Source organism: Pseudomonas sp. W2-17, from assembly GCF_041060445.1.
Taxonomy (GTDB): domain Bacteria; phylum Pseudomonadota; class Gammaproteobacteria; order Pseudomonadales; family Pseudomonadaceae; genus Aquipseudomonas.
On the sequence record NZ_JAUFNS010000019.1, the window covers coordinates 1 to 14,592 of the forward strand.

Consider the following 14,592-nt stretch of genomic DNA (forward strand, 5'->3'; position numbering starts at 1 on the left):
GCGGGTTGGCGTGAACTCTTTGTGGGACCGGCTTTAGCCGGGAATGCGTCATGTGTCACATCGCAAAACTGATGTCGTTCACACCGGCCTCTTCCCGGCTGAAGCCGGTCCCACTAATTGACCGCGTGCATCCAGTGGCACTGGCTGGAACACCATTGTGGGACCGGCTTTAGCCGGGAATGCGTCATGTGTCACATCGCAAAACTGATGTCGTTCACACCGGCCTCTTCCCGGCTGAAGCCGGTCCTACAATGGACATGCGATTCCACTCACTCACCGCGCATTCGCTTGCGATTGAACCCCTGCCGCCCCGTACTGCCTGACTCTTAATCATTCAGTCCTATCCGCCCGGAGGCACCCCCGATGCGCACGCTTGAACTGGCAGACAAAACCGTCCCCGTTATCGGTCAGGGCACCTGGCACATGGGTGAGGATCGCCATCAGTTCGAGGCGGAAGTCTCAGCGCTGCAGCTGGGCATCGATCTGGGCCTGACGCTGATCGATACCGCCGAGATGTACGGCGAAGGCGGCGCTGAGGAAGTGGTCGGCGAGGCCATTGCCGGGCGCCGCGACGAGGTCATGCTGGTGAGCAAGGTCTACCCGCACAACGCCAGCCGCGCGGGCATTCCGGCGGCCTGCGAGCGCAGCCTCAAGCGCATGAAGACCGACTACATCGATCTGTATTTGCTTCACTGGGCCGGTCAGTACCCGCTGGAAGAAACCGTTGAGGCCTTCGAGCGTCTGCGCGAAGCGGGCAAGATCGGGCGCTGGGGCGTGTCGAATTTCGACGTGGCCGACCTGCTTGAGCTGGACGCACTCGGCCTCGGCGGCGGATGTGCCACCAATCAGGTGCTGTACAACCCGGAAGAACGCGGCATCGAATACGACCTGCTGCCGTGGATGCAAACCGCCCGGATGCCGCTGATGGCGTACTGCCCGATCGGTCAGGCCGGCAACTTGCTGATGAACCCTGCCATCCTTGAAGTTGCCGAACGCCACGACGCCACACCGGCGCAGATCAGCCTGGCGTGGGTGCTGCGTCAGGACGGCGTGATCGCCATTCCCAAGGCCGTCACGCCCCATCACCTGGAATTGAACGCCGCCGCGGTTGAGATCGAGCTGTCCATCGAGGATGAATTGTTGATTGATTCCTCATGGCCGGCGCCCCTGCGCAAGACGCGCCTGTCAATGGTCTGAACAAGACCGCTGGCCGACACAAACCGTCACAAAACTGTCAAAACCCCTTGCGATGATGCCGCTTTCGATCTCGTGCCCTGCGGGGCACTTCCCGTCTGCGAGCCTTCATGAATCAACGCATCGCCCACCATCAGGACTCCGATCTGTTTGGCTTGCTGTACGGGTTCCGCTTCCGTCCCGGCGAGCCTGGTCGGGAGCTGGATTCGACGTCCGCGCTGGAATGCCTGCGCCGACCGACCGAGCCCGACGAGTTCGTCTGGCTGCACTTGAACCTGACCCACGCCAGTTGCGAACGCTGGCTTAAAACCAACCTCGACCTGCCCGACGAGTTTCTCGAAGCGCTGCACGAAGGGTCGCGCTCCACGCGCATCGAACACGTCGACTCCGCCCTGCTCGCGGTGGTCAACGACGTGGTCTTCGACTTCAACCGCGTCTCCACCGACATCGCCACGTTATGGGTCTGCGTGCGCAGCAACCTGATGATCTCCGCGCGCCATCAGCCGTTGCGTTCAGTGGACCGGCTGCGCTCGTCGGTCAAACAAGGCGAAACCTTCCGCTCCCCGCTGGAGCTGCTCGCCCACCTGCTGCGCGACCAGAGCGACGTGCTGAGCCAGTTCATGCGCAAGACCAGCATCAGCGTCGACAAGATCGAAGACCAGCTCCTCTCACAACGCCTGAGCAACAACCGCTCGGAACTGGGCGCCATGCGTCGGGTGCTGGTGCGTCTGCAACGGCTGCTGGCCTTGGAACCCGGCTCGCTGATGCGCCTGCTGCACCGACCGCCGCAGTGGCTGCTGGAGGAGGATTTGCAAGAACTGCGGCAATCCACCGAAGAGTCGGCGCTGGTGATCAGCGACCTCACCGCCCTCGGCGAACGGATCAAACTGCTGCAGGAAGAAATCGCCGCCAACCTCAACGAACAGAGCAGCCGCACGCTGTTCACCCTCACCGTCGTCACCGTGCTGGCGCTGCCGATCAACATCGTCGCGGGTTTCTTCGGCATGAACGTCGGCGGTATACCACTGGCGTCCGATCCCCATGGGTTCTGGGTGCTGGTCGCGCTGGTGGCGACGTTTACGTTTATTGCGGGACGGTGGGCGTTTCGCAAGAGCCGGGACTATTAACGACAGCGTTTAAAGCCCGTCCACTGGTCCCTAACCCCAGCATTTCCGCGCAAAACGTGACCCGTGTCGCATCTCTGTCACATTTTGTAATGATCATGGTCACTATCCCTCATTAACAGGATTGTGCCCCCATGGCGACCCCCACACTGGCTCAAGGCTCTCTGCAACAGGGACCCGGACTGAGTGCTCAATTCGGGCGCAAGCCTGGCATGACGACGATGGTGATTTTCTTCGTCGTGCTGGCATTGGGCCTGTTCTATACCGGCTACAGCCTCAAGCAGGACATGGACGATCTGGGTACCGTCGTGTTGACCTGGACGCCGTTCATTCTGCTTGGCGTCGCATTGGTCATCGCGCTGGGCTTTGAGTTCGTCAACGGTTTCCACGACACCGCCAACGCTGTCGCGACGGTCATTTACACCCATTCCCTGCCGCCGAACTTCGCCGTGGTCTGGTCGGGAACCTTCAACTTCCTGGGTGTGCTGTTTTCCAGCGGCGCGGTGGCGTTCGGCATCATTGCCCTGCTGCCGGTCGAACTGATACTGCAAGTCGGTTCATCGGCGGGTTACGCGATGATCTTCGCCCTGCTCATCGCAGCGATCCTGTGGAACCTCGGCACCTGGTGGCTGGGTCTACCGGCCTCGTCTTCCCACACGCTGATCGGTTCGATCATCGGCGTCGGCATTGCCAACGCGTTGATGCATGGCCGCGACGGCACCAGCGGCGTGGATTGGTCCCAGGCGACCAAAGTCGGTTATTCGCTGCTGCTCTCGCCGCTGGTGGGCTTCACCTGCGCCGCGCTGTTGCTGATGGCGCTGCGCATGTTCGTGAAGAACCGCGCGCTGTACAAAGCGCCGGAAGGCAACAAGCCGCCGCCGATCTGGATTCGTGGTCTGTTGATCCTGACCTGCACCGGGGTGTCGTTTGCCCACGGTTCGAACGACGGCCAGAAAGGCATGGGCCTGATCATGCTGATTCTGGTGGGAACGCTGCCCATGGCTTACGCGCTGAACCGCGCCATGCCAGCCGATCAATCGGTGCAGTTCGCCGCAGTCGCCCAAGTCACGCAACAGGCCCTGACCAAAGCGGCGCCGCTGCCCGCGCCGGCCGATTCCCGCCAGACACTTTCCGTTTACATCCGCGACAAGCAGGCGACACCTGAGCTGGTACCGGCGCTGGCGGTGATGGCCGGCAAGATCGGCGATCAGGTCGCCAGCTACGGTTCCCTGGCCAAGGTGCCGGCCGAGGCCACCGCCAACGTACGGAACGACATGTACCTGACCTCCGAAGCCATCCGTGTGATGGACAAGAACAAGGTCGGTAACTTCGACGCCGACACCCAGGCCAAGGTCGACACGTTCAAGCAGCAGATCGATACCGCGACGCGCTTCATTCCGCTGTGGGTCAAGGTGGCTGTCGCGATCGCGCTGGGCCTGGGCACCATGGTGGGCTGGAAACGCATTGTGATCACGGTCGGTGAAAAGATCGGCAAGACCCACCTGACCTACGCCCAGGGCGCATCGGCTGAAGTCGTTGCGATGCTGACCATTGGCGCGGCGGACATGTACGGATTGCCGGTATCGACCACCCACGTTCTGTCCTCGGGGGTGGCCGGCAGCATGGTCGCCAACGGATCCGGCCTGCAGATGCGCACCCTGCGCAATCTGGCGATGGCATGGGTGCTGACCCTGCCTGCCGCGATCCTGTTGTCGGGCAGTTTGTACTGGCTGTTCACCCAGATTTTCTGATGCCCAAGAGTCTCCCGCACTCTCCTTCAGGCGCTTCGGCGCCTGTTTTTTTGCGCGGTGTTCTGACCCGGCGCAGGTCTGTAACTCGCCCTAAATCGTGTAGGCGGGTTTGACAGGCCCACTGCAGATTCGCGTGGAATGCACGACTTGTGGGAGTGAGCTTGCTCACGAAGACGGCGTTTCAGGCGCCGAGAATGCAGCGGTTGTTCCGGCTCCTTCGTGAGCAAGCTCACTCCCACAAGATCTTACCCGTCAGCTGCATCTTCAGAGGGTACAAATCCGGGCATATCTCTAACGGTTATAAAAATATGGGATTCAGTTCTTTTACGGAATAAATCGGAGCCTTTATAACGGGTGCACTTGTCACAAGCCCACCGATTCCGCTCGAAGGATTTCTCATGGATGTTTTCTGGTTTCTACCGACACACGGCGACGGCCATTACCTGGGCACGACCAAGGGCGCGCGCCCGGTCACGCTCAATTACCTGAAGCAGGTCGCCCAGGCCGCCGATGATCTGGGTTACCACGGCGTGCTGATTCCGACCGGCCGCTCCTGCGAAGACTCCTGGGTGATCGCATCGGCCCTCGTGCCGCTGACCGAGCGTTTGCGTTATCTGGTGGCGATTCGTCCGGGGATCATTTCTCCGACCGTCTCCGCGCGCATGGCCGCGACGCTGGATCGCTTGTCCGGTGGACGCCTGCTGATCAACGTCGTGACCGGTGGCGATCCGGATGAAAACCGCGGCGACGGCAGCTTCCTCGATCACAGCGAGCGCTACGAAGTCACCGATGAATTCCTGAAGATCTGGCGCCGCGTGTTGCAAGGCGAAGCCGTGGACTTTGAAGGCAAGCACCTGAGAGTGCAGAACGCCAAAGCGCTGTATCCGCCGATCCAGAAGCCCTATCCGCCGCTGTATTTCGGTGGATCCTCCGAGGCTGCCCACGAACTGGCCGCCGAGCAGGTCGACGTTTATCTCACCTGGGGCGAGCCCCCTGCCGCCGTGGCCGAGAAGCTGGCGGACGTGCGTGAGCGCGCCGCGCGCAACGGTCGGACCGTCAAGTTCGGTATCCGTCTGCACGTGATCGTCCGCGAGACCAGCGAAGAAGCCTGGAAAGCCGCGGACACCCTGATCGAGCACATCAGCGACGACACCATCGCCGCCGCGCAGAAATCCTTCTCGCGTTTCGACTCCGAAGGTCAGCGCCGCATGGCCGCACTGCACGACGGCCGTCGCGACAACCTGGAAATCGCCCCGAACCTGTGGGCCGGCGTCGGACTGGTACGGGGCGGTGCGGGCACGGCGCTGGTGGGTAATCCGCAGGAAGTCGCCGCACGCATTAAGGAATACGCGGACCTGGGTATCGAAAGCTTCATCTTCTCCGGCTACCCGCACCTGGAAGAAGCCTATCGCTTCGCCGAGCTGGTGTTCCCGCTGTTGCCGGAGCCCTATCGCAGCCTGGCAGGCCGCGGCATCACCAACCTCACAGGCCCTTTCGGCGAGATGATTGCCAACGACTTGCCGCCTCAGAAGTAAGTTTCACCGCACCCCCTTGTAGGAGTGGCCCGTTTGCTGCGCGCCCGCGCAGCACGTGGGAAGCGGTTGATCTGCCACCGCGACAACTGCCATCGCGACAAGGAGTCCTCATGACAGCCAGCTTACCGTTCCAACCACAAGTGATCCCCATGCAGCTATTGACCCTACCGCCCTCGCCGGCTCTGGCCACTTCCATTCGCGCCACAGCGCAGGTGTTCGAAGACCCGAGATCCCAGGCGCTGCTGGCCCACATCGAACAAGTCGCGCCAAGCGATGCCAGCGTGCTGATCATCGGCGAAACCGGCACCGGCAAAGAGCTGGTGGCGCGCCACATTCACAACCTGAGCAGCCGTCGTCACCAGCCGTTCGTGGCCGTCAACTGCGGCGCGTTTTCGGAATCGCTGGTGGAAGCCGAGCTGTTCGGCCAGGAAAAAGGCGCGTTCACCGGCGCCCTCACGGCCAAGGCCGGCTGGTTCGAAGAAGCCAACGGCGGCACGCTGTTTCTCGACGAAATCGGCGATCTGCCCCTGGCGATTCAGGTCAAGCTGCTGCGCGTCCTGCAGGAGCGTGAAGTGGTGCGGCTGGGTTCGCGCAAAAGCACGCCGATCAACGTGCGGGTGCTGGCCGCGACCAACGTGCAACTGGAACGCGCGATCAATGCCGGGCACTTTCGCGAAGACCTGTTCTACCGCTTGAACGTCGTCAATCTGGAGCTGAGCACCCTGCGCGAACGGCCGGGGGACATCATGCCGCTGAGCCGGCACTTCATCGACGTCTACAGCCAGCGTCTGGGTTGCGGACCGATTCAGATCAGCGCCGACGCCGAGCACAAGCTGCGCACCTACGGCTGGCCGGGGAATATCCGCGAGCTGGAAAACGTCATTCACCACACCCTGCTGATCTGCCGCAACGGCGTGATTCAGTCCAGCGATCTGCGCCTCTCGAACTTGCGCCTTGAGCGTCAGGAAGATTCAGCCCCCGCCGTTGACGATTCAACCGAAGCGCTGCTGGCCCGGACGTTCCAGCGCCTGTTCGAGGAGCAGGCCGGCGCGCTGCACGAGAAGGTCGAAGACGCCTTGTTGCGCGCCGCCTATCGCTTCAGCCACTGCAACCAGGTGCACACCGCGCAGTTGCTGGGGTTAAGCCGCAATGTCGTGCGCGCGCGGCTGATCAAGATCGGCGAACTGGCCGTCAACAAACGCCGTCCCGGTGAACAGACCCAAGGGGAGCGGATGCTGCATTTGTCGGTGTGAACACGGCAGATCCCTTGTGTGCGAGCTTGCTCGCGAAGGCTTACCTGCAGCCCGGAATAAAGTGGCTGAACGTACCGGCCTCTTCGTGAGCAAGCTCACTCCCACAAGTCCAACGAACTGGCCGAAATTTCAAGTGGGCTCAGATCCCGTGGGAGCGAGCTTGCTCGCGAAGGCTTACTGGCAGCCCGGAAGAAAGTGGCTGAATGCACCGGCCTCTTCGCGAGCAAGATGAAGCGCCACCCCGGTCGCTCCCACAAGTCCAACGAACTGGCCGAAATTTCAAGTGGGCTCAGATCCCGTGGGAGCGAGCTTGCTCGCGAAGGCTTACTGGCAGACCGGAAGAAAGTGGCTGAACGCACCGGCCTCTTCGTCAGCAGGGTGGATCGCCACCCCGGTCACCCACAACCCTAACGCGGCCCTACGACTTCCCCCGCCACTTCGTACGCGTTGAAGATCATTGACGTGGCGCGGTATCGCCGAATCAACTCCCACATGTCCCCTTCGCCCTGCTCGGCGTTTTCGAACGCGCGCTCGCAGTCGGTCTTCGACAGCCATTGCACATGGCTCAGCACGCGCTGACGGTCTTCGCTAACGTGCACGCTGGCGCGGACAAAGCCTGGGTAGGTGCGCGTGAATCGCTCGAAACGCTCATTGAGCGCCCCAACCAGCCCGGCCTGATGGTGCGGATCGACGGCGAACTCAACGAACTGACTGAACGGAAGAGTAGCGGCTGCTGGTGTCATGAACGTTCTCCACAGATGACATGTGTTGCTGAACAGGATGCTGCGCAAACCGGTAGGGCCCCCTACGTTTCTTGCGCCGGTGCCCCACTTGCCAAGCCGGTCCGGCCAAGGGATGCTGCGCAGGATAAAACCTCCAGTTAACTGGAGGTCAAGCGTCGTTCAACACAGGGAGATTGCATGCTCACCCAGGACATCCCGCCCATCGCCCGCGAGCTCACCGTCGGCCAGCTGTCCGCCCGCAGCGGCGTGGCCATCACCGCGCTGCGCTTTTACGAGGCCAAAGGCCTGATCAGCAGCCAGCGCAACGCCGGCAATCAGCGTCGCTACCCCAGGGATGTGCTGCGTCGGGTGGCCCTGATCAAAACCGCCCAGCGCCTGGGCATTCCGCTGGCGACCATCCAGACCGCACTGCAGACCCTGCCCCAGGACCGCCCGCCCAGCCTTGACGACTGGACGCGGCTGTCCGAGCGCTGGAAAACCGATCTGGATGAACGCATCAACCGCCTCACCGCCCTGCGCGACCAACTCAATGGCTGCATCGGTTGCGGCTGCCTGTCGATGGAGGCCTGCCCGCTGCGCAACTTCGGCGACAGCCTGAGCGAGCAAGGCGCCGGGCCGCGCCTGCTGGATCAGGATTGAAGGTTCTGCGGACTGACCAGAGTGCCGGCCAACGTCTGGTCCGCCAGTGACAGATGCATCTGCTGCATCGCTTGATTGAGCTGGTTGGTGGCCTGAATGAGCGAGTTGGTCATGGCCATGATTTCCATCTGCAACTGGCGCATCTTGCCTTCCCGGGCGCGGGGCGAGAGCGAACGGTCGCTCATGAACGCGTGCATGTCCTGCATGCGTTTGGCAATGCGCTCCTGAATCGAGCGGATCAGCTTGAGCTGCTCCTTGATCCGGTCAGGCAAGTGGGTGGCGTCGATGTCGGCGTTCTTGTCACCCTTCTTCGCCGCCCTCTGCGCGTCCGGCGAGAGCAGCACTTCGATGCCCTGGCGCACCTGCTCGGCGGCGCTGGCGGTCTGACTTGCGTCGTCGGCGGCTGTAGCAGTTGACACGACGGGGGGCGGCAGGAGCAGCGCCCCTTCGGCGGGATTTCTGAAACTCAAGCTCAACATGAACGATGGCCTCCATAGCCCTGTGCACTCGCTGACGTCCCTGTCGCCTCGCGATGAAAAGCGGGCGGTCTTACCGGGTCGATAACGGGCTTTCGGCTCTTTCGGAGGGTGCTTTAGGAGGGGCTGCGGAAATTGTGTCGTGGTCGACACAATTTCCTGCGACTTCACAACGGTACGGTGCTCAACGCTGCCAATCGTGCCGCCAGCGCTTTGGCCTGCAACGCCACGTCGGTTACGGCGGTGCTTTCCCACCACAGACCACGCAAGGGCGGGCCCATGGCGTAGAGCCGCGTCGAGATACGTCCTTCGGCGTCCATGACCGCGCCACCCGCATCGGCGGCAATGCCCAGCGCCAGCGGCCCCGGCTGAATCAGTCCCCGCGCCAGCAGATTGCGCGGCAAGGCACGGTCGACCCGGCGCCAGTCGTATTGAATGCCGGTCGAGTTGATCAGCGCTACGCCGCTCTCTGTGCTGGCCTGGTCCTGGCCGCGATAGCGAACGCTGATGGAGACCTGTCCGGCCTCGGCGCCCTCAACGCTGAGCAATGAGGCGGCGTGGATGTTCAAGCGCCCTTCGCCGATCAGCCTGTCCAGCAAGTGCGCGCTGGGCGGCGGCGAGCGGTGGTGATGGCTTTCCCACCACGGCCGGACATGGCGTACGAATTGGCGGCGTTGCACGTCAGACGCCTGACTCCACAGCCGTGGAATATGCACGCGCACGGTGTCGAGTGGCGCCTGCCAGTCGATGCCCTGCTCCGCCGCTTGCGCGCACTGCTCGCGCAAGGCCCTGACCAGTTGCCGGGTGCTGCGAATGTTCGGGTCGGCGGCGAGGAAGTCCGGCCACGTTGGCGGCTGACGGCGCACGTGGGGCAGCAGGCCGTGGCGGGAAAACACGTCGATGGGCCCACGGTGACCGGCTTGCTCCAGGGACACCACGGCGTCGACCATGGTCAGGCCCGAGCCGATGATCAACACCCGGCCGTGGGGGTCGAGCTGGCCCATGGCGTTTACGTCCCACGGATCAACAGCGGCGGCATTAAGGGCGTTTGAATCGCGCTGGGGCGTGCGTGCGGCGGCGAACATGCCCGTTGCCAGCACGCCGAAGCGGCCGGTCAGGTGCTCACCGTTGGCGAGGGTCAGGCGTAGGCCGGCTGCGTCATTCTGCAGGTCGGTGACTTCGCCGCGCACGTGCTCGACGGTCGAGCCGTAACGCTCGCCGATCACCCGGGCCTCGGCCAGGCGCTGCTGGACGTACAGACCGAAAATCCCGCGCGGCGGAAACAGCTCGGCCACCGGCACGGGCTGCTGATCAGACTCCGCCCAGCCACCGGCGGCGATGTAGTCGGTCAGCCAGCGGGTAAGATCGTCGACGTCGTCCGGGTCGACGCTCATGCGTGCGGCGTTGCCGTTCAGCGTGTGGCCCAGCTCAGTGGCGCTGTAGGCCTCGCCTCGGCCCAGCTCGCTGCGTGACTCGACAATGACGATGCGCCGTTGCCCCGGCAGGCGCAGCAGCTGCACCGCCAGCATCGTGCCGCTGAGGCCACCGCCGACGATGAGGATGTCGGCGTCAGGTCCATTGTGTGCAGCGCTCATTGCCTCTCCCCTTCTCTTCGCCCCGCGGGCGCGCACCGCTGATTATGAACAGCGTGGCAGCGGATTCAAGCCGACGTCAGCCCTTGCGTTTCATGTCCAGCCGCCGCAGATGGCAGGTCACTTCTTCGCGGTCGTGATAGAGCTGCTTGCAACCAATCGAGACCTTGACGCCGCGCGCCTTGAAGCCGTCTTCGATGCGCTCCAGCAGCCGTCGCACTTCGGCGTAGCGCTGCTTCATCGGCAACTTCAAATTGACCACCGCCTCGCGGCACAGACCTTCGCCCAGCCAGGTTTCCAGCAGCGCGGCGTTGCGTGCGGGCTTTTCGACGATGTCGCAGACCATCCAGTCCACCGGCTGACGCGGCTTGAAGGTGAAGCCGTCCGCCATCAAGTGCTGCACCAGCCCGGTGTCCATCAGGCTTTCGGCCATCGGTCCGTTATCGATGGCGGTGACCAGCATGCCGCGCCGCACCAGTTGATAGGTCCAGCCACCGGGCGCCGCACCGAGGTCGACGCCGGTCATGTCCCCCGACAGGCGCTCGTCCCACTGATCGCGGGGGATAAAGTGATGCCAGGCCTCTTCGAGCTTAAGGGTCGAGCGGCTCGGCGCTTCCCGGGGAAATTTCAGGCGCGGAATGCCCATGGGCCACATCGCCGAGTTGCTCGCGTCGGCCAGCCCGAGAAACACCTCGCGCCCGCTTTTGAACGTCAGCAGCAAACGTGGCAGGCTCGGGTTATCGACCAGTTTGCCGGCCTTTTCCAAGGCCTTGCGCAACGGCGCCTCGAACTTGCGGCAGAACGTCGAGAGCTCCTTGCCGTCGTTGGTGTCGACCACTTCCAGCCACAGGCTGCCGCACGGCGCAAAGCCGGCCATGTGTTCGAGGATTACGCTGATGCGGTCGGTTTCGGGAAGCTGGACAAACACGCCACGGGCCCATTGGCGGGGAAAAATCAGCTCGCGGAACTTCAGGCTGTTCATCAGCCGCTCCGCGCCGTCGGCCTCGGTGCAGATGAATTCGGCAAAGGCGGCGTCGGTCTTGGCCTTGGCGTAGCCGGACACCTCAAGGCGAGCGGCGTGCTCGCTGAGTTCCGAGCAGACCTCGCTTTCGAAGCCGGGGCGGCAATGCATGAAAAGGGTGTTCACGGGACGGTCTCCTCGCGCGCCACGAATCAGGTCGCGGCGCAAGCTGTACATGAGGATTAACCTCAATGACTCGAAAGCGGCGCATGATAGCCGAATCAGGAACCACTGGCTCAGCCGGTAGGTCCAGTACTACTCAACGATCATTTAAAGGCGCCGCCCAGAGCGCCGAAGCAACACCCGTCTTACCGTCGATCGCCCGTCCGCGCGTACTGCACGGACCGTCAAGGAGTCAGTCATGCCCTCCCTCGATAGCCTGAAAAGCCTCAAAACCCTCGAAGTCAGCAACAAGACCTACCACTACTTCAGCCTCCCGGATGCCGCGCGGACGCTGGGCGATCTCGACAAACTGCCGATGTCGCTCAAGGTGCTGCTGGAAAACCTGCTGCGCTGGGAAGACAACCACACGGTGACCGGCGACGACCTCAAGGCCCTCGCCGACTGGCTGATCGAGCGCAAATCCCATCGAGAAATCCAGTACCGCCCCGCGCGCGTGCTGATGCAGGATTTCACCGGCGTGCCGGCGGTGGTTGACCTCGCCGCCATGCGCGCCGCCGTGGCCAAGGCCGGTGGCGATCCTCAGCGCATCAACCCGCTGTCGCCGGTGGATCTGGTCATCGATCACTCGGTGATGGTCGACCGCTTCGGCGACGACAAGGCCTTCGGCGAAAACGTCGACATCGAGATGCAGCGCAACGGTGAGCGTTACGCGTTTCTGCGCTGGGGCCAGAACGCCTTCGATAACTTCAGCGTGGTGCCACCGGGCACCGGGATCTGCCATCAGGTCAACCTCGAATACCTCGGCCGCACCGTGTGGACCAAGGAAGAAGACGGCCGCACCTACGCCTTCCCGGACACGCTGGTCGGTACCGATTCCCACACCACAATGATCAACGGCCTCGGCGTACTCGGCTGGGGCGTCGGCGGCATCGAAGCGGAAGCGGCCATGCTCGGCCAACCGGTGTCGATGCTGATTCCGGAAGTCATCGGCTTCAAGCTCACCGGCAAACTGCGCGAAGGCATCACCGCCACCGACCTGGTGCTGACCGTGACGCAAATGCTGCGCAAGAAAGGCGTGGTCGGTAAATTCGTCGAATTCTATGGCGACGGCCTGGCCGACTTGCCGCTGGCGGATCGGGCCACCATTGCCAACATGGCCCCGGAATACGGCGCGACGTGCGGGTTCTTTCCGGTCGACGACGTCACGCTGGATTACCTGCGCCTGTCGGGCCGTCCGGACGAAACGGTGCAGTTGGTCGAAGCCTATTGCAAGGCCCAGGGCCTCTGGCGCCTGCCCGGTCAGGAACCGGCGTTCACCGATGCGCTGGAGCTGGACATGGGTTCCGTCGTGGCCAGCCTTGCGGGGCCAAAACGTCCGCAAGACCGCGTCGCCCTTCCCGATGTGTCCAAGGCCTTCAGCGACTTCCTGGGCCTGGCGGTCAGCCCGAGCAAGCACGAAGAAGGGCGACTGGAAAGCGAAGGCGGCGGCGGTGTCGCGGTGGGCAACGCCGCGCAGGTGGGCGAGGCTGAGTATGAACACAACGGCCAGACCTATCGCCTCAAGAACGGCGCGGTGGTCATCGCTGCAATCACTTCCTGCACCAACACCTCAAACCCCAGCGTGATGATGGCGGCCGGCCTGCTGGCGAAAAAAGCCGTGGAACAAGGTTTGACGCGCAAACCCTGGGTGAAGAGCTCGCTGGCGCCGGGGTCGAAGGTGGTGACCGACTACTACAACGCGGCTGGTCTCACCCAGTATCTCGATCAGTTGGGCTTCGACCTGGTGGGCTATGGCTGCACCACCTGCATCGGCAACTCGGGGCCGCTTCCTGACCCGATCGAAAAGGCCATTCAGCAGTCGGACCTGACCGTTGCGTCGGTCCTCTCGGGCAACCGCAATTTCGAAGGCCGCGTGCATCCGCTGGTGAAAACCAACTGGCTGGCCTCGCCGCCGCTGGTGGTCGCTTACGCCTTGGCCGGCACCGTGCGCACCGACCTGAGCAGCGAACCCTTGGGCGAAGGCAGCGACGGCCAGCCGGTGTACCTGCGCGACATCTGGCCGACCCAGCAGGAAATCGCCGACGCGGTCATGAATGTCAGTACCAGCATGTTTCACAAGGAGTACGCGGAAGTCTTCGCCGGCGGCGAGCAATGGCAGGCGATTGAGGTCCCCGAGGCGGCGACCTACGTCTGGCAGCCGGATTCGACGTACATCCAGCATCCGCCGTTTTTCGAGGACGTCGCCGGCCCGCTGCCAGTCATCGCCGACGTGCAGCAGGCTCGCGTGCTGGCGGTGCTGGGCGATTCGGTGACCACTGACCACATCTCCCCCGCCGGCAACATCAAACTGGACAGCCCGGCCGGACGTTATCTGCGCAGCAAGGGCGTGGAATACAAGGACTTCAACTCGTATGGCTCGCGGCGCGGCAACCATGAAGTGATGATGCGCGGCACCTTCGCCAACATCCGCATTCGCAACGAAATGCTCGGCGGTGAAGAAGGCGGCTACACGCTGCACGTGCCCACCGACGAGAAGCTGCCGATTTATGACGCGGCCATGCGTTACCAGGATGAAGGCACGCCGCTGGTGGTCATTGCCGGTCAGGAATACGGCACGGGCTCCAGTCGCGACTGGGCGGCGAAAGGCACGAATCTGCTGGGCGTCAAGGCGGTCATCGCCGAGAGTTTCGAGCGCATTCACCGCTCCAATCTGGTCGGCATGGGTGTCCTGCCACTGCAGTTCAAGGCGGGCGAAAGCCGCAAAACCCTGGGCCTGACCGGTAAAGAAGTGCTGAACATCACCGGGCTCACCGGCGCCACGCTGCAACCGGGCATGAGCCTGGCGGTGCAGATCACCCGGGAGGATGGCCAGCAGGAAAACATCGACGTGCTGTGCCGGATCGATACCCTGAATGAAGTGGAATACTTCAAGGCGGGAGGGATTCTGCATTACGTGTTGCGGCAGTTGATTGCGTCCTGAGCCTCATCCCGGCTGAAGCCGGTCTCGCTGTGAGTGGGACTGGCTTTAGCCGGGAAGGCGTTGTCTGCCTCAACGCAAATTGCCAGCGTCTAACCCAAATCCCTCGTTATCAGAAAAGCCCTACACGACCTCCGCCCTGCATCCACGAAACAATCGGACCA

General features: G+C 63.0%; 11 protein-coding genes. 7 read left to right on the forward strand and 4 right to left on the reverse strand.

Features of this window, described 5'->3' with window-relative positions:
- Nucleotides 1-363: 363 nt before the first annotated feature.
- From QWI20_RS21105 to QWI20_RS21125, 5 genes are all read left to right on the forward strand, one after another.
- Nucleotides 364-1,197, forward strand: a complete 834-nt coding sequence (locus QWI20_RS21105) for an aldo/keto reductase (RefSeq protein WP_369307074.1) — start codon at nucleotides 364-366, stop codon at nucleotides 1,195-1,197.
- 107 nt (nucleotides 1,198-1,304) lie between these two features.
- Complete coding sequence (locus QWI20_RS21110; protein WP_369307075.1) at nucleotides 1,305-2,321, forward strand: transporter; 1,017 nt, start codon at nucleotides 1,305-1,307, stop codon at nucleotides 2,319-2,321.
- 131 nt (nucleotides 2,322-2,452) lie between these two features.
- The gene (locus QWI20_RS21115) at nucleotides 2,453-4,069 is read left to right on the forward strand and encodes an inorganic phosphate transporter (RefSeq protein ID WP_369307076.1); all 1,617 of its coding nucleotides are present in this window, start codon (nucleotides 2,453-2,455) and stop codon (nucleotides 4,067-4,069) included.
- Nucleotides 4,070-4,467: 398 nt separating this feature from the next.
- The gene (gene ssuD / locus QWI20_RS21120; protein WP_172612785.1) at nucleotides 4,468-5,604 is read left to right on the forward strand and encodes an FMNH2-dependent alkanesulfonate monooxygenase; all 1,137 of its coding nucleotides are present in this window, start codon (nucleotides 4,468-4,470) and stop codon (nucleotides 5,602-5,604) included.
- 149 nt (nucleotides 5,605-5,753) lie between these two features.
- Entirely contained in the window at nucleotides 5,754-6,857 is a 1,104-nt protein-coding gene (locus tag QWI20_RS21125; RefSeq protein WP_369307139.1) for a sigma-54 interaction domain-containing protein, read from the forward strand.
- Nucleotides 6,858-7,264: 407 nt separating this feature from the next.
- Here the strand turns inward: QWI20_RS21125 and QWI20_RS21130 are convergent, their stop codons facing one another.
- Nucleotides 7,265-7,600, reverse strand: a complete 336-nt coding sequence (locus QWI20_RS21130) for an antibiotic biosynthesis monooxygenase (protein WP_369307077.1) — start codon at nucleotides 7,598-7,600, stop codon at nucleotides 7,265-7,267.
- A 177-nt stretch (nucleotides 7,601-7,777) separates the two neighbouring features.
- Between QWI20_RS21130 and soxR the strand changes: the two genes are divergently transcribed.
- Nucleotides 7,778-8,239 (forward strand): redox-sensitive transcriptional activator SoxR, encoded by a 462-nt coding sequence (soxR, locus tag QWI20_RS21135; protein WP_192174229.1) that lies wholly within the window; start codon nucleotides 7,778-7,780, stop codon nucleotides 8,237-8,239.
- On the opposite strand, the gene QWI20_RS21140 is transcribed toward soxR, so the two are convergent.
- From QWI20_RS21140 to rlmM, 3 genes are all read right to left on the reverse strand, one after another.
- On the reverse strand, nucleotides 8,230-8,718 hold the full coding sequence (locus QWI20_RS21140; protein WP_369307078.1) for a hypothetical protein: 489 nt from the start codon (nucleotides 8,716-8,718) through the stop codon (nucleotides 8,230-8,232). The two genes, soxR and QWI20_RS21140, sit on opposite strands and share 10 nt — an antisense overlap.
- A gap of 164 nt (nucleotides 8,719-8,882) precedes the next feature.
- Nucleotides 8,883-10,310: an FAD/NAD(P)-binding protein gene (locus QWI20_RS21145; RefSeq protein WP_369307079.1), complete on the reverse strand. Its 1,428-nt coding sequence runs from the start codon at nucleotides 10,308-10,310 to the stop codon at nucleotides 8,883-8,885.
- A 76-nt stretch (nucleotides 10,311-10,386) separates the two neighbouring features.
- Nucleotides 10,387-11,454, reverse strand: coding sequence for a 23S rRNA (cytidine(2498)-2'-O)-methyltransferase RlmM (gene rlmM / locus QWI20_RS21150; RefSeq protein ID WP_369307080.1), 1,068 nt, complete (start codon nucleotides 11,452-11,454; stop codon nucleotides 10,387-10,389).
- A gap of 235 nt (nucleotides 11,455-11,689) precedes the next feature.
- Between rlmM and acnA the strand changes: the two genes are divergently transcribed.
- On the forward strand, nucleotides 11,690-14,431 hold the full coding sequence (acnA, locus tag QWI20_RS21155; RefSeq protein WP_369307081.1) for an aconitate hydratase AcnA: 2,742 nt from the start codon (nucleotides 11,690-11,692) through the stop codon (nucleotides 14,429-14,431).
- Nucleotides 14,432-14,592: the final 161 nt, after the last annotated feature.